We start from the raw sequence: 20,873 nt of genomic DNA, 5'->3' as shown, positions 1-20,873 counted from the left end.
AGAAATGAGTAAAAGAATATATGAACATCCGGTTTTACGAAAAGTGGTTGAAGGAATTCCAAATAAATTTGGAAGTTTAAAAAGGTTGCAACCAATTGCTACAATTGATACTGTTGAAATCGATAGTATTATTTCTAAATATGGTTCTCCGGTATTTATACTTTCAGAAAAAACGATACGTCAAACCTATAGAACTGCATATCGTGCTTTTTCTACACGCTATCCAAAAGTGCAATTTGCTTGGTCTTATAAAACCAATTATTTAGATGCTGTTTGTAGAGTTTATCATCAAGAAGGAGCTTGGGCAGAAGTAGTTTCTGGTTTTGAGTACGAAAAAGCAATAGACAATGGAACTCCAGGAACACATATTATTTTTAATGGTCCAGATAAAAGTGATGAAGATTTAATAAGAGCAATCAATAATAAATCATTAATTCATATTGATCATTTTGATGAGTTATACAGTATTTTAGGTTTAACCGATAAATTAAAAGAACGTCCGCAAGTTGCAATTCGTGTAAACATGGATACTGGTATTATTCCTCAATGGGATCGTTTTGGATTTAATTATGAAAATGGAGAAGCTTGGAACGCCATTAATCGTATACTTTCTAGTGGCACGATAGATTTAATTGGTTTACACATTCATATTGGTACTTATATTACGGTGTCTAAAGCTTATGCAACTGCAGTTGAAAAGTTGGCTGCATTAGCAAATAAAACATTTGATCGTTTTAATGTTAGTATTGGTTATATAGATATTGGAGGAGGTTTTGCTTCTCAAAATACATTACATGGAGCTTATATGCCTGCAACAGATACATCGCCAAGTTTTGATGATTATGCGCATGCTATTACTACAGCTATGATTGCTGCAGATTTTCCTAATAATGAAACACCAATGTTAATTTTAGAAACTGGTAGAGCGTTAATTGACGATGCAGGTTGGTTGGCAGGAACCGTTTTAGCAAATAAACGTTTAGCAGATGGAAAAAGATCTATGGTAATTGATGCTGGTGTAAATTTAATGTTTACAGCTTTTTGGTACAATCATGAAATTTATCCGGTGCACGAATCTAGTTTTCAATCTGAACCCACCACAATTTATGGGCCTTTATGTATGAATATTGATGTTATTAGAAAAAATATTGATTTTCCGATGATGAATAAAGGTGATCATTTTGTGATAAAAAGAGTAGGAGCTTACACAATGACACAGTGGATGCAATTTATTACCTACAGACCAAATATTGTGATGATTGATGAAAAAAACAATGTGCATTTGGTTAGAAAAGCAGAAGACAAAGAAGTATTTAGAAGGCAAGAATTAGTGCCAGAACACCTTTAATAAAAATGAAAAATGACCTGCTAAAAAAAAGCGCATTTATTTTTGAAGCTACTTTAACTAGCTATTCTCAAATTTTTTTCACAGAAAATAAAATTTTAGCTTCTATTTTAGTGGTGGTTAGTTTTATGGATTGGTGGACAGGTTTAAGTGGTTTAATTGCTGTTTTAACTGCCATTGGATTTTCTCAGCTTTTTGGTTATTCAGAAGTTTTAATAAAAAAAGGATCTTATAGTTTCAATGCCTTATTAGTTGGTTTAGGTATTGGAACTTATTTTTTACCTGGTTTCGAAATTTTATTATTAATTGTTGCAGGAGCAGCAATTGCTTTTTTTAGCACCGTATTTCTTATGGGCTCTTTTACCAAATATGGTTTGCCTTTTTTAAGTGTTCCTTTTTTAATAGGTATGTGGGTTTTATTGTTAGCATTTCCTTCGTTTTCTAATATCTCATTAAATATGGAAACGTTATATCCTTCTAATATGTATTTTAAGTTAGGAGGCAGTGTACTTGTTAGTGTTGTAGATGGGTTAAATTCTCTTTTTGTTGATACAGGTTTTGATACATATTTTTTGTCTTTGGGAGCTATTTTTTTTCAATTCAATTTATTGGCTGGAGTCTTAATTTCAATTGGTTTATTAGTCCATTCTAGAGTGAATTTTCTATTATCATTGGTTGGTTTTTTTATAGCGTATTGGATGTATTCTATTTTAGGAATGTATTCTGGATCTTTAAATTATACTTATTATGGATTTAATTTTATTCTTTCAGCAATTGCAATTGGTGGTTATTTCTTAATTCCATCTAGAGCATCTTTTTTTTGGAGTTTAGTATTAATTCCGGTTTTGGTGGTGGCTACAATTGGTTCGGATAGACTTTTTTCTTTTTTTGAATTATCTGCTTTTTCATTGCCATTTAATGTAATTATGTTAGGGATGTTGTATGCATTAAAAATTAGATTCGATCAAACAAAACAGCCAATTTTAACATTGGTTCATCAGAAAAACCCAGAAACAGATGCGTACTTGTATGATAGCCAACCAGCTAAAAAATATGCAGCCTTTATAGCTCCAATTCGATTGCCTTTTATGGGAAAATGGACTGTAAATCAAGGGCATGAAGGTGTTTATACACATAAAGGTTTTTTTCAATTTGCATGGGATTTTATTATAAAAGATTCAATAACAAATAAAGAGTTTTCAAATAATGGGTATTTAGTAACCGATTATTTTTGTTTTGATAAACCTGTAATTGCACCAGCTTTTGGAACTGTAGTTGCCGTTGTAAATACGGTTGAAGATAATGTAATTGGCGCCACAAATACACTTCAAAACTGGGGAAATACGGTTGTTATAAAACACGAAGACTACTTGTTTTCAAAAATGAGTCATTTAAAAAAAGGGTCTATTAAAGTAAATATTGGAGATGTTGTTGTTGAGGGGCAAACTATTGGTAAATGTGGTAATTCTGGTCGTTCTCCATATCCGCATTTGCATTTTCAATTGCAAAGTACTGCAGTAATAGGAGCATCTACTATTTTTTGGCCTATATCTGAGTATTTAAAAGGGAATGATTTGAAGTTAAATTTTGTTGAAAAAGGGATTCCAAAAAATCAAGAGACTTTATCAAACATTTCAACTTCACCTATTTTACAAGCTGCTTTTAAATGGAGTCCAGGAGATGAGTTTACATTAAAAATGACCGATGAAAATGATAAGGAAACAGTATTTGTGATAAGAAATGAAATAGATATTTATAATCAATCCTACCTTGTTTGTTTAGAAACAAAGGCAAAACTATATTATGAAAATAATGGGAAAACATTTTCATCAGAAAACTATATAGGTTCTAAAAAAACGGCACTTTTTTATTTTTACCGAAGTTTTTACAAAGTTGTTTTAAGTGAAAATATTGATGTTTCTGTAAAAACGAGATTTCCTATTCATCATTTATATCACTTTCCTGTTTTAACAATTCAAGATTTTTTAGTGCCTTTTGGAATATTTTTAAAAGGAAACTATAATCTTTTATATAAAGAGCCAGAGCAAACGTTTAATTCACAAAAAGTAGAATTACAATCAAAAATAGTAGGAAGAAATAGTCAACATCTTTTTTCAGCTGATATCGTAATTCATAAGAATAAAGAAATGAGTATTCAATGTAATACTTCAGATAAATTAAAAATGATATTAAAATGGGAAAACAAATTCTATGCATAGTATTGTTATGGTTTGTATCAACTACAAATGCACAAAAGACTTCATTAGAGATTAAGGAAATTGATAGTATAACGTATGCCTTATTTTTAAAAGAAGATTGGAAACCAATCCTAAAAATAGGAAAACAAGCCAATGCTGAGGGTATTGATTTTTATTACTTAAAAGTGAGAATGGGAATTGCTTATTTTAAAGAAAATAAAATGTTTAGCGCAATTCAATTTTTAGAAGAAGCATACAATTTAGATACGAGTAATGTTGTTGTGCAAGATTATTTGTACTGGGCGTATCGTTACAGCGGTTTAATTATGGAAAGTCGTTTGTTTTATAGAAAAATGGCGACTTCATTACAAGAAATAACAAGGTTGAAAGAACCATTAATTAGTAGTATCAATTTTAATGTATTGGCAACAAATAATTTAGATTATGATGATATGTTAGTTTCAGATGCAGATTCTGAAACTATTGATGTTCGTTTTATTCGTAAAAGTCAGCAAATGTTCTCTATAGGAATGAGCCATTCTTTATTCAAAAGAATAAATTTCTATCATCAGTTTACTTTTATACCTACTAATTCAGTTCAACAAGTAAATGTGTCTGGTGTTTTAGAGAATGAAACGTATAAAGGAACAGAATCTCGCTATTATGCAGATGTAACAATAGCACTTGGTAATAAATGGTATTTTGATGCTTATGCAAATGTGATTTCAGGGAAATATGATAATTTAAATCCAATAGATGAAACATCAGCTTCTGAAATAAAATACAACAATTTGGTTTTTGGTGGATCAATTACAAAAGCATCTTATTTTATGAGAAATAGTATCAATGTATCTGTTTCAGACTTAAATGGTTTAGATCAATTTCAGGTTGGATATTCAATGTCTTTATATCCATTAGGAAGTACAATGCTTGTTCCTTTTGGATCGATACAATATAAAAGTCAAGATGACGATTCTAATATGATTTATACAGCTGGTGTAGCTGTAACAATAGATAAACTTTTACTCACAGGATTTGGATCAGTGGGTAATATGAATAATTATACAGCAAATAATGGTTTAATAATTTATAATCAACCAGCAACAGGATTAAATGAATTTGGAGGCACTATTAAATATTTTAGTAAAAACTCAATATTAAAAGTAGGGTATTCATTTATGAATATGGAAGATAATTATTATGATGAATACTTAGAAGTAACATCAAAAAAGTTTGAATTTAATCAACAAAATATAATAGCAGGAATCACATGGATATTTTAAGAAAAACAATTGTAATAGCAATAGTTGCCTTTTTAGGAAGTACAACTATATATGCACAAAATGATTTTACAAATTTACAAGAAGCATTTAGTAAAAGCTATAAGTTAGAAGCTCAAGGTGATTTTAAATTAGCTGCCGATGAAATTAAAATGTTTTATAAAGAAGAATCATATGAGATGAATTTACGATTGGGTTGGCTCAATTATATGGCAGGAAATTTTAATGAATCTATAGCATTTTATAAAAAATCGATGGAATTAATGCCTTATGCAGATGAACCTAGGTTTGGATATATTTTTCCATTATCAGCATTAGGACGTTGGGATGAAGTAATTGAAATGTATAATGTAATTTTAGAAAACTCACCACATAATACAAAAGCAATGTATTATTTAGGAACCATTTATTATAACCGATCAGAATTTGATAAAGCTTTAACTAATTTTAAGCAAATTGTAGATTTATATCCTTTTGATTATGATGGTTTGTTAATGTATGCATGGACAAATTTGAAGCTTGGAAATAAAAAAGAAGCTAAAGATTTGTTTCAAAAAGTATTATTGAACAAACCAAATGATGCTTCTGCTTTGGAAGGATTAACGTTTTTAAAGTAATAAAAAAGCTCTCTGTAAACCAGAGAGCTTTTTTTAAAATTAGATTCCTAAATACAAGGAATTATTATTTTACATCCATTAATTCAACATCAAAAATAAGTGTTGCATCTGGTGGAATTACTCCTCCAGCACCAGCAGAACCATATGCTAAATTAGATGGTATTACAAATCGTGCTTTATCACCAACTTGTAATAACTGAATTCCTTCATCCCAACCAGAAATCACTTGACCAACACCAACATTAAAATCGATTGGTTGTTTTCTTTTGTAAGAAGAATCAAAAACAGTTCCGTCTAGTAATTGACCTTTATAGTGTACAGAAACTCCAGCACCTTTTGTTGCTTTTTTTCCTGACCCTTTTTGTAAAATTTGGTAACGTAAACCACTTGCAGTTTCATCATAACCAGCTGCAACTTTGTCTAACATTTCTTTTTGAGCTGCTTTAGCTTCAGCTTCACGTTTTTCTCTAGAACCTTCAAAAGTTCTAAAAGCTTCAACAGCATTAAAAGCTTCTGCTTCAGTACCAACTCTAATAATTTCTATAGATGTTAATTCGTCACCTTGTGCAACAGCATCAACAATGTCTTGTCCTTCTACAACAGCACCAAAAACTGTGTGCTTGTTGTCTAACCAAGGAGTAGGAACGTGCGTTATGTAAAATTGACTTCCGTTTGTTGCTGGCCCAGAGTTTGCCATTGCCAAAACACCAGGTCTGTTATGTTTTAAATCAGGATGAAATTCATCATCAAATTTATAACCAGGATTTCCAGTTCCAGTTCCTTGTGGACAACCACCTTGTATCATAAAATCTGGAATTACTCTATGAAATTTTAACCCATCATAATAAGGAGTTCCTTGATCTTTTACTGAGTTTTCTAAATTTCCTTCAGCTAAAGCAACAAAGTTACCAACTGTTCCTGGAGTTTTTTCAAATTCTAAGTTTACTAAAATATCACCTTTTGATGTAGTGAATTTTGCATAGATTCCGTTATTCATTGTATTCTTATTTAATAGTTGTTATATTTATGTTTACTGAAACGAGTTCAGTGAAAATTATTTTCTTACATTTAAAATTGAAAAAGCATAAGACAAACCTATGTTTACATTTGATGAATTTACATTTCCAAAAGGAGACCACATTTGTCCTCCGGCAATATTAAATGAGAAATCGTTATTTACATGATAATTAATTCCTACAGTTGGTCTTACTAAAATACCTTCTCCAGAATCTACTCTTCCACCACCAGCAACACCAGCAGCAGCTTCTGCAAATAAAGAGATTCTGTCGTTAGCAAATTTATTAGATTTAATACCAAAACCAAAAATTCCATGTGCATAACCACCAGATTTTCCTTCGTAAGCAAAAGAAGCTTCACCAGCAAAGTAAAAACGGTGATTTAAATCATAATTTACTTTTAAAGCAATTAACTGTAAATCACTAGCTGGAATTCCAAATTTTGCAACATCAAAATATGTCTGATTTTGTGCACTTAATTGTATTCCTTGTGTTTTTATTTCTTTTTGCTTTTCTCCAGTAAAAGGATGTGTAGTTCCTCCACTTAAACCATAATATTTTATACTAAAACCTGCAGTATAAGCTTCAAACGTTGCTCCAATAGCTCTATGATAACCTCCATGAGCACTTAGACCAATTTTTTCAGTTATTTTTAAATCTGCACCAACACTCGGATACATTGTTAAACCATTTTCAGGGTAAATTCTACCTCCAGCAGCACCAATTCCGAATTTTCCGAAAAAGTTTACATATTTCGTTTCTATAAAGTTTTTTCCCATTCCAAAAAATAGATCCATAAAACCAGCGGTTAAACCTCCATACATAGCATCAACGTGTGCATAAATAAAAGTATTGTCAGTTAAATAACGTTGATATTCAAAACCTAAAATAGATAAAGTATGATTAATAGGTTTGTATTTAGGAGTTGTACTTGCATCGGTTCTAGAGTCTCCAAATGGAAAAAAGTAGTCAAAAGTTATCTGTTGTACACTTTTTACAGCTGGTCTTGTCCAGAATTCATCTTTTGATTTGTTATTAATAGCAAACCTTTTTTGGGCTTCAGCATACGAAGTTGTTCTTAATAAACTTGGTATTTCAACAAAAAAGGAGACGTTATCATTTTTCTGAATTCCCGTAAAAAAATCCATATAACCATATTGCACTCCAAATGAATAACCTTTGTCTTTATATTGTAAACCAATATTAGGATAAAAAATTCCACCTCCATTTACTAAAGATCTATAACCACCACCACCACCAAAGTGAACGTTAGCATCAAAATATAGATTTTTATAGATTGGTAAGTTAACTCCTAAATTAATCCCTAATGTAAATAAACCTCCTTGATCACCTGTAATTGCGGTGTGAAATCCTGCACCAGTATACAACCAATCATTTATGGGAATATTATAATTTAAACCAATAAACCCCATAGTTGGATTTAAATCATAAGCTACTTGACTCACTGGTTGATGAATTAAAATATAATTTAAACGAATGCTATTTTGTATTTTTTTTGGTTCAAAATCTGATAGATTATAAGTTTGAGTATAACTCTGTAAACTTAAAAGGGTAAAAAATAGTAAAAGTAATTTTTTCATAATGACTAGTTTTTAAACTCACTTGTAAAATGCAATTTCACAGTAGGATATTTACTTTGAGTCATTTGTATTGTAAACTCAGAATCTGCTAAAAACACTAATTGACCTTGTTTGTCTTTCGCTAAATAACGTTGTTTTACTCTTTTAAATTCTTTAAACTCATCATTTTTGATATCCTCAGGTTCTACCCAACAAGCTTTATGTACTTGTAAGTTTTCATAGGTACATTTTGCACCATATTCATGTTCTAATCGATATTGAATAACTTCATATTGTAAAGCACCAACAGTACCAATTACTCTACGTCCATTCATATCTAAAGTAAATAATTGAGCAACACCTTCATCCATAAGTTGGTCTAACCCTTTATACAATTGTTTAGATTTCATTGGGTCTGCATTATTCACATATCTAAAATGTTCTGGAGAAAAACTTGGAATTCCTTTAAAGTTTAACTGTTCTCCTTCTGTTAAAGTATCTCCAATTTTAAAGTTACCAGTATCATGAATACCAACAATATCTCCAGGAAAAGACTCATCTACTATTTCTTTCTTTTCAGCAAAAAATGCATTCGGACTAGAAAATTTTACTTTTTTACCATTTCTAACATGTAAATAAGGAGCATTTCTTTTAAAAGTACCAGATACAATTTTAATAAAAGCTAATCTATCTCTGTGTTTAGGGTCCATGTTTGCATGAATTTTAAACACAAAACCAGTTAATTTTGTTTCTTTAGAATCAACTAAACGTTCTTCTGCTTTTTTAGGTTGTGGAGAAGGAGCAATCTCAATAAAAGCATCTAATAATTCTTTTACTCCAAAATTATTTAAAGCAGAACCAAAAAATACAGGTTGTAATTTTCCTTCTAAATATTCTTGTTGATTAAAATCTGGATAAACTTCACTAATCAATTCTATTTCTTCACGTAAAGTTTCTGCTGCCGTTTCTCCAACAATAGTATCTAATTCTGGGTTTGATAAGTCATCAAATTGAACACCATCAGAAATTTTAGTTTTATTATCACCAGAAAAAAGATTTAATTTCTTTTCCCAAATATTATAAATCCCTTTAAAGTCATATCCCATTCCAATAGGAAAACTCATTGGAGTTACTGTTAAGCCTAGTTTTTGTTCTACTTCATCTAATAAATCAAAAGCATCTTTTCCTTCTCTATCCAACTTGTTGATAAAAACCAACATTGGTATACTTCTCATTCTACAAACTTCAACTAGTTTTTCGGTCTGAGGTTCTACACCTTTTGCAACATCAATTACAACAATAACACTATCTACAGCAGTTAAAGTTCTAAAAGTATCTTCAGCAAAATCTTTGTGACCAGGTGTGTCTAGAATGTTTATTTTTTTGTCTTTATAAATGAAAGCTAAAACAGAAGTAGCTACAGAAATTCCACGCTGACGTTCAATCTCCATAAAATCGGAAGTTGCTCCTTTTTTTATCTTATTATTTTTAACAGCACCTGCTTCTTGAATTGCACCTCCAAAAAGTAACAATTTTTCAGTTAAAGTGGTTTTACCAGCATCTGGATGCGATATAATACCAAAGGTTCTTCTACGTGCTATTTCTTCTAAAAAACTCATCTACAAAATTTGAGGTGCAAAGATAGGTTTTACTTAGAGAAATATCAATCTAAAATTTCTATCGTCATTTTTACATCATCAACAGGCCATTCATCAACACCAACCCTAACTTTAGAGATTTTTTCTAGGGTCCTAAAACCAGAAATTACTTCACCAAAAACAGTGTGTTCATTGTCTAAATGATAAGCGCCACTTTTTTTCTGAACCATATAAAACTCAAAAGGACTAGATAATTTATTTGGATTTCGTTTCCATTCTCTAGCAGCAGCTAAAGCACCATATTTATGTCTTCTGTTTTTTCTGAATTCAGGTTTTAGAAGATAGTTTCCATATTTATTTCGTTCTTTTTGAGTGTACATTTCATCAGAATTACCCCCTTGAATTACAAAGTTTTTAGCAACTCTGTAAAAAACGGTTGTATTAAAATATTTAATTTTGGTTAAGAATATAAAATTTGCTCTGTGAATAGGAGTGTCTTTATACAAACGAAGTTTTATATTTCCAAAATCGGTTTTAATCAACACTTTTGTTTCTGGATTTTGTTTTCCAAATTCAGTTAAAAAAGCCTCAGTATTATGTCTGTTTAAACTATCCCATGCTTTTACGATTTTCTTTTCTGGTACTGAACTTGTTTCAGTATCTAACTTTTTCTTTTTAATAATAGTAGTTTTTTTCTCTTCTTTACATTGATAAAGAGTTATTAAAGTGATAAAAAGCAAGAATTTGCAAAAGGTTTTCATGAATGAAATTCAGTTTTAAGAAGCACAAATATAAACCATCAAAATATAAGAATAGAAAACTCTTATTGGTTTTGTAATTATTTTATGATTTATTACTCAATGAATTCCTTATTTTTGTAAGTATGGAAGAACAAGTTGTTTTAGTTGATGAAAAAGATAATCCAATAGGATTAATGCCAAAAATGGAAGCGCATGAAAAAGCAGTTTTACATAGAGCTTTTTCTGTTTTTATTTTTAATAAAAAAGGAGAATTAATGCTACAGCAAAGAGCTGCAAGTAAATATCATTCACCATTATTATGGACAAATACTTGTTGTTCTCATCAAAGAGATGGAGAAACAAACTTAGAAGCAGGTAAAAGACGTTTGCAAGAAGAAATGGGGTTTGTTACTGAAATAAAAGAAGTTTTTTCGTTTATTTACAAAGCTCCTTTTGATAATGGGTTGACTGAGCATGAGCTAGACCATGTAATGGTTGGTTATTATGAAGATACACCTGTTGTAAACAAAGAAGAAGTAGAAGCATATAAGTGGATGACTTTAATTGATGTAAAGAATGACATTGAAAAGAATCCGCAAGAATATACAGAGTGGTTTAAAATTATATTTGATAAATCTTTTGAAAAATTAACAAATGCCTAAAGTAAAAGTTTATAGAAGAGCACATTTTAATGCAGCACACAGATTGTTTAATGCTGAGTGGTCTGATGAGAAAAATTTAGAAGTTTTTGGTAAATGTAGCAACCCTAATTATCATGGCCATAATTATGAAATGATAGTTGCTTTGTTTGGTGAAGTTGATCCTCTAACTGGTTTTGTATACGATTTAGGTTTGTTAAGAGAATTGATAAAAGACGAAATAGAAGAGCCTTTAGATCATAAAAATTTAAATATTGAAGTTGCAGAATTTAAAAATTTAAATCCAACAGCAGAAAATATTTCAATAGTTATCTATAATAAATTAAGACCACATATTCCTGCTCATTTAGAGATAGAAGTTACTTTGTATGAAACTCGTAGAAACTTTGTTCGTTATTCTGGAGAGTAATTTTTAAAATTAATCAGTATAAGTTTATAAATAAGTTTTATGAAAATAATTGCCATGATTCCTGCACGTTATAGTGCATCTCGTTTTCCAGGAAAACTAATGAAAGATTTAGGAGGAAAACCTGTTATACTTAGAACTTATGAAGCAGCATTACATACTAAATTATTTGATGATGTTTATATTGTAACAGATTCTGATATTATTTTTAAAACAATAAAAAAAGCAGGAGGAAAAGCAATTATGAGCAAAAAAGAACACGAATGTGGTTCTGATAGAATTGCTGAAGCTGTAGAAGATATTGAAGCAGATATTGTAATAAATGTACAAGGAGATGAACCTTTTATAGATGCAATTTCACTTTCTAAATTAATTGATGTTTTTAAAAAAGACACTAAAAAAGAAATTGATTTAGCCTCTTTAAAAGTACTAATTACTAATAAAGAGGATATAGAAAATCCTAATAACGTAAAAGTGATTACAGATGTAGATAATTTGGCAATCTATTTTTCTAGAAGTGTAATTCCATATCACAGAGATAAAGATATTAATGTAAAGTATTACAAACATAAAGGAGTTTATGCATTTAGAAAACAAGCATTAATTGATTTTTACAACACACCAATGACACCTTTAGAAGCTGCAGAAAAAATTGAAGCCATTAGATATCAAGAAATTGGTAAAAAAATTAAAATGGTAGAAACAGAAGTAGAAGCTGTAGGAATTGATACACCAGAAGATTTAGAAAAAGCAATTCAGTTTTTAAAACAATAAAAATGAATAAAATAAGTAAAAAAATAAAGGTAATTGCATTTGATGCTGATGATACTTTGTGGGTTAATGAAACTTATTTTAGAGATGCAGAACATCAATTTGCAAAATTATTATCAAAGTACGAAACCGAAAATAAAATAGATCAAGAGCTTTTTAAGGCCGAGATTAAGAATTTAGAACATTATGGTTATGGTGTAAAAGGTTTTATTTTGTCTATGGTAGAATGTGCATTAGAAATTTCTAATTATCAAGTAAAGCAAAAAACAATTGAAGCCATTTTAAATATAGGTAAAGAAATGTTAGATAAGCCTATAGATTTGTTAGATGGAGTAGAAGAAGTATTAAAAGTTCTTCAAGGAAAATATAAATTAATTGTTGCCACAAAAGGCGATTTATTAGATCAAGAAAGAAAGTTAGAAAAATCTAATTTGCTGAAATATTTTCATCATATAGAGGTAATGAGTGATAAAAAAGAGAAAGATTACCAAAAGTTAATTAATCACTTAGACATTCATCCATCAGAACTACTAATGATTGGCAACTCTTTAAAATCAGATGTTTTGCCATTAATTGAAATAGGAGCATCTGCAATTCATGTACCTTTTCATACAACTTGGGTTCATGAAGAAGTATCACAAGAAGTAGCTTCTAAATCAGATTATTATACAGTTTTAAATATAAAAGAAGTTTTAACGCTGTTTTAAATAAATAAACTAAATTTGCAGCATTAAAAATTATAATAAGTTATGGCAAGTATAAAAAACTTAAAAAAAGATATTAATTACGTTTTAGGTGATGTTATTGAATATGCATTAGACGTTTCAATCTTAAAAAATGCACCAGAAAAAGGTGATGCAATTATTGATGAGGCTATCGAAACTTTTGATAATTTAGTTTCTAAAATCAACAATAATAAGGTTGAAAACAAAAAAGCACACTTTAAAGCTATTAATTTAGAATTAGAAGAAAAAGCTAAAGGTTTGGTTGAAAAGATTAACAGTTTATAATCTTAACAAATTTTTAAACAAAATTTAAGACCATCATTTTTTAAATGATGGTTTTTTTTTATTAAATTTGAAAAGACATACTAAAAATGATTTGGTATACGTTCTTTAAGTATAATTTAATTTATTTATAAAAATGGCGAGAGCAATGTTTGAGTACACTAAAACCGTACTTAAAAAAGTAAGTTTTAATTCAGATTTATTTTATAAAGAAGTTGAAAAAGCGTTAAATAGATTGTTACCTTACGAAATAGATGAGCTAACAATTTGGTTAAAACAGTTTACAGCAAATAAACCAGAATTATATTCTTGTATGGTTTTAATTAACTAATAATAAAAAAAGGAAGCTAAATGCTTCCTTTTTTTATTGTTTTAGTTTTTAGAATTTACTTTTTTATGTCGGTATTTACTCATTAACTTTCTGCCAAAACTCATTTCTGCTATTTGCAGTTGCAATATTTTTTTATGAGAAATTATCTTTTTTATACTAGAGATAAATTTTTGCTGAGATTCATAAATTTGTTTATCATTAGATAACTTTAAGCTAATTAATCTTTCTGCTTCTTTTTCTGAAATAGAATTTATATCTTCTTTTTCTTTAATAGAGTTTTTAATTTCTGTTCTAATAGAATTTCTTAAAGCATGTTGCTTTTTATCATAAGCATTATAAATTGGCCAAAATTTTTCTGCTTCTGTAGAAGTTAAATTTAATTGCTCTGTTAAATAAGCAATTTTTAATGCTTTAATTTTTTCTTTACCTTTTCTACCTTGGGCAGAAATTGAGACTACACAGAATAGTGTAATGGTTAAAAAAGTGATTAGTTTTTTCATAATCTTAAGTTTTAATCTAATTCGTTTAAAATTGAAGTATTATCAATCGAGTTGATGTAATCTTCAATGTTTTCATCTTCTAATGTTGCAAAGTAAAAATCATTTTCATCAAAAATATCTTCATTTAATATCAAAGCGATATCATTTGTATTTAAAATATTTGTATCAAGCCAATTTTCAATTTCATTATCAGAAAGTGAGTCTAATGTAAGCTCTTCTGTTTTGTTAAAAATAAAAGAATTTAAACCAATAAATAATATAACAGAAGCTGCAGCAGCAATTGGTATAGCTTTTAGTATTCTTTCTTTTAAAGAAATAACTTTTGTTTCTTTTTTAGTAGTTGTAACCTTTGCTAAAATATCATTCTCTAATTCTTTAAAATAAGAATCAGGAACCTTAAAACCTTTGTTTTTAGTAAAGTTTTCTTCAGCTATTTTTGCTTCAATAGCATCTTCAGTTGTATTAAAATAGTTTTTAGGAATAGAAAAACCACTTTCTTTTCCCAAAACTGAGTTTAAATATGCTTCGCTATTTTTTATATTATTTTCCATTATACTATTTAGACCTTTTATTTATAGAAAGGTTTAATTTGTTTTCTTTTTTATATAGCTTTCAATTTTCTTAACTGCATGAAAATAAGAAGCTTTCAAAGCTCCAACAGACGTTTCTAAGATTTCTGAGATTTCATTATATTTTAGTTCTTCAAAATACTTCATGTTAAAAACCAATTGTTGTTTTTGAGGTAAAGTAGCAATTGCTTCTTGTAAAATAAGTTGAATTTCATCACCATTAAAAAAATCATCACTTTTTAAAGTAGATGCTAGTTCTTGCTGATAATCTGTAATGTCTATGGTTCGTTGTTTTGCTCTTTTATTGATAAAGGTGATAGATTCGTTGGTTGCAATTCTATATATCCAAGAAAATAATTTGCTTTCTTGATTAAATTTATCAATATTTTTAAAAACCTTAATAAAAGTATTCTGTAAAACATCATCTGCATCATCATGAGATATCACAATTTTACGAACATGCCAATACAGGCGTTCTTTATAGAGTGAAATTAACTCTCTAAACGCTTTTTCTTTTGTTTTAATATTTTTTAACTGTTCTACTAAAAGAGTTTCGTCTGTCAACTATATAGTTTGTAAATTTTAGACATAAAAAAAACAAAAAGGTTTAAAATTTATTTTTTTGCTCTAGATCTAGAGTACCCAAAAAGTCTTTTTTGTTTGATTGTTTCTGCAATTCCTTCTGGTAACATTTTTTCCCAACCTTCTTCATTTTTAGTAATCATTCTTAAAACAGTTCTAGAAAAAATATCTAAAATCTCTTTATTAGTTACCTCCATATCTACAAGTTTACCATTGTGTTTAAAGAATTTATATAATTCTTTCATTCTTGGATGAACTTCAAGGTTATTTGTTGTGATGTATTCTCCAGATTGAATATCGTGAGAAGGATAAATGTATATTTTTAAATCTCTGTTAAATAATTTTCCAAAAGCTTCTAAAATTCCTCCACTTAAATTACGATAATATTTTTCATCAAAAATTTGTACAAGATTTTGAGCTCCCATAGCTAATGCCATTCTTTCTTTTGTAAACTCACTAAAATATTCAACCAATTTAAAATATTGTTGAAAGTTAGTAATCATTACATTTTGGCCAAGAGAACAAAGTAATTCTGCTCTATCTAGAAAATCTCGTTCATTAATTTTTCCTTCGGAAGTAAGGTTACTTAGAGTAATTTCAAAGATGATTTGTGTTTTTCTTTCATCAACTTTCTTTTCTGATAAAAAGAGTTGTTTAGATTTTTCAAACATGTCCATATTTACCATGGTAACAGGTCTAAAGCTTCCACGAAGCGTAAGAATATTTTTCTTATATAAAACTTGTGCTGGTAAAAGGTTGTTTCCATCAGGCCCAAACATTACTGCGTTGGTCATTCCATTTTTAAGCAATTGCAAACTCATTAAGCGATTGTCTACATACATAAAACGTGGTCCTGAGAAATTAATCATATCAATTTCTAGTTGATCACTACCTAAATTATGGTAAAAAGATTTGACTAAATCTTTAGGATTATCATTCAGGTAAAAAGCACCATAAATTAAGTTAACACCCAAAACTCCTAAAGTTTCTTGTTGTAAACGAGCATCTGTTTCTTTAAAACGTAAGTGCAAAACAATTTCGTTATAATCTTCTAAAGGATCTAATTGAAAGCGAATTCCAACCCAACCATGTCCTTTAAATTTTTTAGCAAAATCGATTGTTGTTACAGTATTGGCGTAACTAAAAAATAATTTATCAGGATGTTTTTGTCTGCTTAAACGGTCTTCCATTAAGTCAATTTCATGACCTAACATTTTTTTTAAACGTGGTTGTGTTACATAGCGATTATCATCTTCTGTACCATAAATTGCATCAGAAAAATCCTTATCATAAGCACTCATTGCTTTTGCAATTGTACCAGAAGCTGCACCAGATCTAAAAAAGTTACGAGCAGTTTCTTGTCCTGCTCCAATTTCGGCAAAAGTTCCGTAAATATCTCTGTTTAAATTAATTCTTAGTGCTTTACTTTTTGTGGAAGGGACACTACTAATTATTTGATCTCCTTTTAAAGAAATTGCCATATAATACTATTTTAATGTTGAAACAAATGTACTAAAATAGACTGCTATCAGTCAATTTTTATGCTATTTTTGTTCTAATGAACTTTACCAAGAAACAGCTTACGATTACCTTTTTAGGAACAGGTACTTCACAGGGTATACCAATGATAGCAAATAATGATCCAGTTTGTTTGTCTAAAAACCTAAAAGATAAACGTTTAAGGTCTTCTGTTTTGATTTCTTGGGATGATGTTTCTTATACAGTAGATTGTGGTTTAGATTTTAGACAGCAAATATTAAGAGAGAATGTACAGTCTTTAAATGGCGTTTTTTTTACACATGAACATGCAGATCATATTGGAGGTATAGATGATTTAAGAGCTTTTTGTTATATAATAGGAGAAATGCCAATTTATTTAAATGAGCGTACTTTAAAAAGTTTAGAAAAAAGATTTGAATATATTTTTAGTATAGAAAACAGATATCCAGGAGCACCAAGTGTTTTGCCAAAAATTGTAAATAAAACAAGTTTTATTGTTGATGATTTAGAGGTAACACCAATTGAAGTAATGCATGGAAATTTACCTATTACAGCTTATCGGTTTGAAGATTTTGCATATTTAACAGATGTAAAATCGATTTCTGATAAAGAAAAATTAAAATTACAAAACTTAGATGTTTTAGTGGTAAATGCATTACGAATAGCTGAACATCCTACACATTTAAATTTACAAGAAGCGTTAGATTTTGTTGCAGAAATTAAACCAAAGAAAGCATATTTTACCCATATTAGCCATAAGTTAGGGTTTCATGAAGAAGTTTCTAAAACACTGCCAAATAACGTTTTTTTAGCTTATGACGGTTTAAAAATTATAGTTTAGATTTTTATAAACTATATTTTATAGTATATTTGTTAGAAGTGCTTATTAATAATACATTAAAAGAACAAACAATAACCAACTATTAGCATAAATGGAAAAAAATTCAGAAAAAAAACAACCTGCAGTTGAAAACCAAAAAGAGGTAGATAGAATTGCGGCCGTAAGAGAATTAATCTTTGGTGAAAATATGGTGCAATATAGCACTGAATTTGCTGATGTTTATGACAAAATTAAATCTCTTAAAGATCAAACTAACAAAAACTTATCTGAGTCTGTTACAAATCTTGAGAATAAATTAGCTGATTTAGAAAGCTTAATGGATCATAAATTTCAAGATTTAAATGATGATTTAGATAAAAGACTTGCTGACTTAGATGACGAAAAAGCAGATAGAAGAAAACTTGGAAAAGCTTTAGAGAAAATTGCATTGATGTTGCAAGAATAGATGAAAAAAACACCTGCAGATAACAATAAAGACAATCGTTTTGAGTTGCTCAGAGAACTTTTATTAGCTGAAGATAGAGAAAAGTTTGATTCACTTAGTCAAGAAATTATTCTAAGAGAAAAATTATCTAATAGAGTTTCACCTCTTATAGATGAGAAAATTTTAGATCTGCGTGAAAATTTTCCAGAGTATTTTGGAGATACAATTACAGAAACTATAAAAGTTCAAATTAGAGACTCTCAAGATGAAGTTGTAGAAGCCTTATACCCAATTATGGGTAAAATGGTTAAGAAATTTATTGTTGCAGAAATTACTAAATTATCTGATAGTATTAATAAAACTATAAAAGAAAAGTTCTCTATTCAAGAAATTCTTAAAAGAATTTTAAAAGGAAAAAGAAACGATGCAGGTATTGTTTTAGAAGAAGTTTTTGAGTTTGTAATAGAAGAAGTTTTTATTATAGAAAAAGAATCTGGTTTACTTTCTGGAAGCTATTCTAGAGGTAGTATTGCAGATAAAGATATGATTTCTGGGATGTTAACTGCCATTAAATCTTTTGCAGAAGATGCTTTTTCTAAAGAAGGTCAAGATTTAGAGAATATAAAATTCGAAACTTTTCAGTTGTCAATTAGAAACTTTAAAACTATTTATATTGCTATTGCAACTTCTGGAGTTTTAACATCAGAAGTTTTAGAAGAATTATCTGACAATATCAGTAATTTAGCAGAAATTATTTTAAGAGATCGTTCGTATTTAGCTGATGAAGAACGTTTAAATAAATTAATTTTAAAGGAGTTAATTGAAGAGTAAAAATCAACCATAATTTATGATTGCAAAAAAAGTACTACTTGTTGGTAACTTTGGTGTTGGTAAAACCTCATTAATAAGAAGATTTGTTTTAAATGAATTTTCTGAAGATTATATTAGTACTATTGGTGTTCGAGTTAGTAAAAAGGTAGTTGAATATGAAAATGAAACTATTAAATTAATGATTTGGGATGTTGCAGGTACAAATGGTAATGAGAAAATACCCAAAGCTTATTTTTTAGGTTCTAGTGCAGCAATGTTTGTATTTGATGTAAGTAGGGAAGAAACGTATTTAACTATTGATGAAAATTTGAAAATGGTTAAAGAACTTTCAGGCTTAAAAAATATTACAGTTGTTGGTAATAAAAAGGATTTACTTTCTGAAGAGGAATTAGAAAATGTACTTCAAAAAATAACTGTAGATATTGATTTAATTACTAGTGCAAAAGAAGATGATAACGTTGCAGATGCTTTTATGCAATTAACAGCACAAACTTTAAAATAATAGTATTTGATACCTGCAAAAATAGAAGATGTTTTTATACAATTAACTACTGATTATTCAGGAGTTATTATAAACATCGTTGCAGGAAAATTTGCCAAAAAAATATTCACTATTCATGAATCTATCTATGATTCTTGTCCATTTTTAGAAGGAACTTTAGAAGCTTTAATTATAGGAGAATCCTATCTTTTAGAAGGCATGGTAATTGAATCAGAATCAAAAGAATACAATATAGATTTAGAGCTTTTTAAATGTGAGAATTCGATAGATGTTTTAATTCATAATAGAACAAATGTCTATAAATATGTAGATCAACTTAATCAAAATAGGAATGATATTTTTTTTATAAAAAGAGAAATTGCAGAAAAAAATATTGAGTTAGATGAATTGCGAAAAATTGCAGACAAAGCAAATCAAGAAAAATCACGATTTTTAGCAATGATGAGTCATGAAATTAGAAATCCTCTGAATTCAATTCTTGGATATGCAGAAATGATTTCATCAGAAAAACTAAATAAAAAAGTAGCAAAATATATAAAAAACTTATCATCTGCAGGGAGAAATTTAAAGGTTATTGTTGATGATATTTTAGATTTATCTAGAATTGAAGCTGGTAAATTAGTGTTGATTTCAGAGAAAGTGTCTATCAAAGAAATTATAGATAATTGCCAAAATGATTTTCAACATTTAAAAACAAATGAAGAGGTAAACCTTGTGTTTTTAACTTCAGAAAAAATACCAGAATTTGTTTTTGGAGATTCTGTAAGAATACAACAAATCTTAGCAAACTTAATTAGTAACGGAATTAAGTTTACGAATAAAGGAAGTGTTAAAACAAGTGCAAAAGTAACTTCTGAAACAGAAAATGAAATAACAATTATTTTTGAAGTTGCAGATACTGGTAGAGGGATGTCTAAAGAGCAAAGTTTAAAAATATTTGAAGAATACCAGCAAAATGAATTGAATGATAACAGAATTCATGGAGGAGCAGGTTTAGGTTTGGCAATTGTAAATCGTTTGGTAAAAGAGATGAATGGAAAAGTTTTTGTTAAAAGTGAATTGAATATTGGAACTTCTTTTTTTGTTGAAATTCCTTTTTCTAAAATCTCAAAACTAAACAGGTCTGTAAAAGAAGAAATTCTTCAAGAAAAAAATATCAATTTAAAAGGAAAAAAGATTTTAGTTGCTGATGATGACTTAATGAATCAGACAATAGTTTCTCATATTTTAAAAAAGGAAAAAGCGAAAATTACTATTGTAAACGATGGTTTAGAAGCGCTTTCTAAAATTGAAAAAGAAACTTTTGATGTTGTTTTGTTAGATATTAACATGCCAAATATGACAGGTGAAGAGCTAATGAAAAAGAAAGAATCTTTCGTAAAATATAATGTTAACACACCTTTTTTAGCATTAACAGCAAATACTGCTACAGAAGATATTGAAAGATATTTAGAATTAGGCTTTTCTAGTGTAATTTCTAAACCTTATAAAATTGCTAATTTTGTAGATAAAATTAAGAGAGTTTTATAAAATACGAATGCCGAAATTCCGTAAGAATTTCTAAAGTGAGATATAG

The 20,873-nt window shown here is 28.8% G+C and carries 23 protein-coding genes; 15 read left to right on the top strand and 8 right to left on the bottom strand.

The annotated features are described in order from the left end of the window. Positions 1-4: 4 nt before the first annotated feature. The 4 genes from PHEL85_RS05200 to PHEL85_RS05185 are packed head-to-tail and all read left to right on the top strand — an operon-like array spanning position 5 to position 5,440. Positions 5-1,348, top strand: coding sequence for a diaminopimelate decarboxylase (locus PHEL85_RS05200; protein WP_036823150.1), 1,344 nt, complete (start codon positions 5-7; stop codon positions 1,346-1,348). Positions 1,349-1,353: 5 nt separating this feature from the next. Continuing rightward, positions 1,354-3,564, top strand: coding sequence for an urea transporter (locus PHEL85_RS05195; RefSeq protein WP_052108454.1), 2,211 nt, complete (start codon positions 1,354-1,356; stop codon positions 3,562-3,564). Continuing rightward, positions 3,540-4,826 carry a tetratricopeptide repeat protein gene (locus tag PHEL85_RS05190; RefSeq protein ID WP_036821960.1) on the top strand — a complete coding sequence of 429 codons (1,287 nt, stop codon included), beginning with the start codon at positions 3,540-3,542 and terminating at the stop codon, positions 4,824-4,826. The genes PHEL85_RS05195 and PHEL85_RS05190 overlap by 25 nt, the downstream gene beginning before the upstream one ends. Then, complete coding sequence (locus PHEL85_RS05185; RefSeq protein WP_036821958.1) at positions 4,814-5,440, top strand: tetratricopeptide repeat protein; 627 nt, start codon at positions 4,814-4,816, stop codon at positions 5,438-5,440. Before PHEL85_RS05190 ends, PHEL85_RS05185 begins: the two co-directional genes overlap by 13 nt. A gap of 64 nt (positions 5,441-5,504) precedes the next feature. Here the strand turns inward: PHEL85_RS05185 and PHEL85_RS05180 are convergent, their stop codons facing one another. The 4 genes from PHEL85_RS05180 to PHEL85_RS05165 are packed head-to-tail and all read right to left on the bottom strand — an operon-like array spanning position 5,505 to position 10,395. Further along, positions 5,505-6,437: a peptidylprolyl isomerase gene (locus PHEL85_RS05180; protein WP_036821955.1), complete on the bottom strand. Its 933-nt coding sequence runs from the start codon at positions 6,435-6,437 to the stop codon at positions 5,505-5,507. A gap of 57 nt (positions 6,438-6,494) precedes the next feature. Further along, the gene (locus PHEL85_RS05175; protein WP_036821953.1) at positions 6,495-8,057 is read right to left on the bottom strand and encodes a hypothetical protein; all 1,563 of its coding nucleotides are present in this window, start codon (positions 8,055-8,057) and stop codon (positions 6,495-6,497) included. A 5-nt stretch (positions 8,058-8,062) separates the two neighbouring features. Continuing rightward, positions 8,063-9,655: a peptide chain release factor 3 gene (locus PHEL85_RS05170; protein ID WP_036821950.1), complete on the bottom strand. Its 1,593-nt coding sequence runs from the start codon at positions 9,653-9,655 to the stop codon at positions 8,063-8,065. A gap of 44 nt (positions 9,656-9,699) precedes the next feature. Continuing rightward, positions 9,700-10,395, bottom strand: coding sequence for a peptidylprolyl isomerase (locus tag PHEL85_RS05165; RefSeq protein WP_036821946.1), 696 nt, complete (start codon positions 10,393-10,395; stop codon positions 9,700-9,702). Between the two features lie 122 nt (positions 10,396-10,517). Between PHEL85_RS05165 and idi the strand changes: the two genes are divergently transcribed. The 6 genes from idi (at position 10,518) to PHEL85_RS05135 (ending at position 13,548) form a co-directional block, all read left to right on the top strand. Then, entirely contained in the window at positions 10,518-11,036 is a 519-nt protein-coding gene (gene idi / locus PHEL85_RS05160) for an isopentenyl-diphosphate Delta-isomerase (RefSeq protein WP_036821943.1), read from the top strand. Further along, positions 11,029-11,442, top strand: a complete 414-nt coding sequence (locus tag PHEL85_RS05155) for a 6-pyruvoyl trahydropterin synthase family protein (protein WP_036821941.1) — start codon at positions 11,029-11,031, stop codon at positions 11,440-11,442. The genes idi and PHEL85_RS05155 overlap by 8 nt, the downstream gene beginning before the upstream one ends. A gap of 39 nt (positions 11,443-11,481) precedes the next feature. Beyond that, complete coding sequence (gene kdsB, locus PHEL85_RS05150; protein WP_036821939.1) at positions 11,482-12,213, top strand: 3-deoxy-manno-octulosonate cytidylyltransferase; 732 nt, start codon at positions 11,482-11,484, stop codon at positions 12,211-12,213. A 2-nt stretch (positions 12,214-12,215) separates the two neighbouring features. Beyond that, the gene (locus PHEL85_RS05145; protein ID WP_036821936.1) at positions 12,216-12,917 is read left to right on the top strand and encodes an HAD family hydrolase; all 702 of its coding nucleotides are present in this window, start codon (positions 12,216-12,218) and stop codon (positions 12,915-12,917) included. A gap of 42 nt (positions 12,918-12,959) precedes the next feature. Beyond that, entirely contained in the window at positions 12,960-13,220 is a 261-nt protein-coding gene (locus PHEL85_RS05140; protein ID WP_036821933.1) for a hypothetical protein, read from the top strand. A 133-nt stretch (positions 13,221-13,353) separates the two neighbouring features. Continuing rightward, positions 13,354-13,548, top strand: coding sequence for a hypothetical protein (locus PHEL85_RS05135; protein WP_036821930.1), 195 nt, complete (start codon positions 13,354-13,356; stop codon positions 13,546-13,548). Between the two features lie 41 nt (positions 13,549-13,589). Here PHEL85_RS05135 and PHEL85_RS05130 read toward each other — a convergent pair whose 3' ends face one another. The 4 genes from PHEL85_RS05130 to PHEL85_RS05115 are packed head-to-tail and all read right to left on the bottom strand — an operon-like array spanning position 13,590 to position 16,680. Beyond that, entirely contained in the window at positions 13,590-14,048 is a 459-nt protein-coding gene (locus PHEL85_RS05130; protein ID WP_036821926.1) for a hypothetical protein, read from the bottom strand. A gap of 11 nt (positions 14,049-14,059) precedes the next feature. Continuing rightward, on the bottom strand, positions 14,060-14,599 hold the full coding sequence (locus PHEL85_RS05125) for a hypothetical protein (protein WP_036821923.1): 540 nt from the start codon (positions 14,597-14,599) through the stop codon (positions 14,060-14,062). Positions 14,600-14,632: 33 nt separating this feature from the next. Then, positions 14,633-15,181: an RNA polymerase sigma factor gene (locus PHEL85_RS05120; protein WP_036821920.1), complete on the bottom strand. Its 549-nt coding sequence runs from the start codon at positions 15,179-15,181 to the stop codon at positions 14,633-14,635. A 50-nt stretch (positions 15,182-15,231) separates the two neighbouring features. Next, positions 15,232-16,680, bottom strand: a complete 1,449-nt coding sequence (locus PHEL85_RS05115; RefSeq protein ID WP_036821917.1) for a hypothetical protein — start codon at positions 16,678-16,680, stop codon at positions 15,232-15,234. 77 nt (positions 16,681-16,757) lie between these two features. On the opposite strand from PHEL85_RS05115, the gene PHEL85_RS05110 reads away from it, so the two are divergent. From PHEL85_RS05110 to PHEL85_RS05090, 5 genes are all read left to right on the top strand, one after another. Then, positions 16,758-17,540, top strand: a complete 783-nt coding sequence (locus tag PHEL85_RS05110; protein WP_036821914.1) for an MBL fold metallo-hydrolase — start codon at positions 16,758-16,760, stop codon at positions 17,538-17,540. A 91-nt stretch (positions 17,541-17,631) separates the two neighbouring features. Then, positions 17,632-17,985 carry a hypothetical protein gene (locus PHEL85_RS05105; protein ID WP_036821912.1) on the top strand — a complete coding sequence of 118 codons (354 nt, stop codon included), beginning with the start codon at positions 17,632-17,634 and terminating at the stop codon, positions 17,983-17,985. Then, a complete protein-coding gene (locus PHEL85_RS05100) occupies positions 17,986-18,795 on the top strand; it encodes a hypothetical protein (protein ID WP_036821909.1) in 810 nt (269 codons plus the stop codon). A gap of 16 nt (positions 18,796-18,811) precedes the next feature. Next, the gene (locus PHEL85_RS05095; RefSeq protein ID WP_036821906.1) at positions 18,812-19,297 is read left to right on the top strand and encodes a Rab family GTPase; all 486 of its coding nucleotides are present in this window, start codon (positions 18,812-18,814) and stop codon (positions 19,295-19,297) included. Positions 19,298-19,303: 6 nt separating this feature from the next. Continuing rightward, a complete protein-coding gene (locus PHEL85_RS05090; protein WP_036821904.1) occupies positions 19,304-20,827 on the top strand; it encodes a hybrid sensor histidine kinase/response regulator in 1,524 nt (507 codons plus the stop codon). The last annotated feature ends 46 nt before the right edge of the window (positions 20,828-20,873 follow it).

The organism is Polaribacter sp. Hel1_85 (assembly GCF_000766795.1).
In the GTDB taxonomy this organism is placed as follows: domain Bacteria; phylum Bacteroidota; class Bacteroidia; order Flavobacteriales; family Flavobacteriaceae; genus Polaribacter.
Note: the sequence above shows the minus strand (reverse complement) of the source record. Positions and strands in the feature narration are given on the sequence as shown.

What these genes read in the sequence shown, in the direction of transcription:
- PHEL85_RS05180 (WP_036821955.1), bottom strand. Translation starts at nt 6,437, where the DNA reads ATGAATAACGGAATCTATGCAAAATTCACTACATCAAAAGGTGATATT.
- PHEL85_RS05185 (WP_036821958.1), top strand. Translation starts at nt 4,814, where the DNA reads ATGGATATTTTAAGAAAAACAATTGTAATAGCAATAGTTGCCTTTTTA.
- PHEL85_RS05175 (WP_036821953.1), bottom strand. Translation starts at nt 8,057, where the DNA reads ATGAAAAAATTACTTTTACTATTTTTTACCCTTTTAAGTTTACAGAGT.
- PHEL85_RS05115 (WP_036821917.1), bottom strand. Translation starts at nt 16,680, where the DNA reads ATGGCAATTTCTTTAAAAGGAGATCAAATAATTAGTAGTGTCCCTTCC.
- PHEL85_RS05145 (WP_036821936.1), top strand. Translation starts at nt 12,216, where the DNA reads ATGAATAAAATAAGTAAAAAAATAAAGGTAATTGCATTTGATGCTGAT.
- PHEL85_RS05095 (WP_036821906.1), top strand. Translation starts at nt 18,812, where the DNA reads ATGATTGCAAAAAAAGTACTACTTGTTGGTAACTTTGGTGTTGGTAAA.
- PHEL85_RS05140 (WP_036821933.1), top strand. Translation starts at nt 12,960, where the DNA reads ATGGCAAGTATAAAAAACTTAAAAAAAGATATTAATTACGTTTTAGGT.
- PHEL85_RS05100 (WP_036821909.1), top strand. Translation starts at nt 17,986, where the DNA reads ATGAAAAAAACACCTGCAGATAACAATAAAGACAATCGTTTTGAGTTG.
- PHEL85_RS05200 (WP_036823150.1), top strand. Translation starts at nt 5, where the DNA reads ATGAGTAAAAGAATATATGAACATCCGGTTTTACGAAAAGTGGTTGAA.
- PHEL85_RS05155 (WP_036821941.1), top strand. Translation starts at nt 11,029, where the DNA reads ATGCCTAAAGTAAAAGTTTATAGAAGAGCACATTTTAATGCAGCACAC.
- PHEL85_RS05135 (WP_036821930.1), top strand. Translation starts at nt 13,354, where the DNA reads ATGGCGAGAGCAATGTTTGAGTACACTAAAACCGTACTTAAAAAAGTA.
- PHEL85_RS05190 (WP_036821960.1), top strand. Translation starts at nt 3,540, where the DNA reads ATGGGAAAACAAATTCTATGCATAGTATTGTTATGGTTTGTATCAACT.
- PHEL85_RS05130 (WP_036821926.1), bottom strand. Translation starts at nt 14,048, where the DNA reads ATGAAAAAACTAATCACTTTTTTAACCATTACACTATTCTGTGTAGTC.
- PHEL85_RS05110 (WP_036821914.1), top strand. Translation starts at nt 16,758, where the DNA reads ATGAACTTTACCAAGAAACAGCTTACGATTACCTTTTTAGGAACAGGT.
- PHEL85_RS05165 (WP_036821946.1), bottom strand. Translation starts at nt 10,395, where the DNA reads ATGAAAACCTTTTGCAAATTCTTGCTTTTTATCACTTTAATAACTCTT.
- kdsB (WP_036821939.1), top strand. Translation starts at nt 11,482, where the DNA reads ATGAAAATAATTGCCATGATTCCTGCACGTTATAGTGCATCTCGTTTT.
- PHEL85_RS05170 (WP_036821950.1), bottom strand. Translation starts at nt 9,655, where the DNA reads ATGAGTTTTTTAGAAGAAATAGCACGTAGAAGAACCTTTGGTATTATA.
- PHEL85_RS05105 (WP_036821912.1), top strand. Translation starts at nt 17,632, where the DNA reads ATGGAAAAAAATTCAGAAAAAAAACAACCTGCAGTTGAAAACCAAAAA.
- PHEL85_RS05195 (WP_052108454.1), top strand. Translation starts at nt 1,354, where the DNA reads ATGAAAAATGACCTGCTAAAAAAAAGCGCATTTATTTTTGAAGCTACT.
- PHEL85_RS05125 (WP_036821923.1), bottom strand. Translation starts at nt 14,599, where the DNA reads ATGGAAAATAATATAAAAAATAGCGAAGCATATTTAAACTCAGTTTTG.
- idi (WP_036821943.1), top strand. Translation starts at nt 10,518, where the DNA reads ATGGAAGAACAAGTTGTTTTAGTTGATGAAAAAGATAATCCAATAGGA.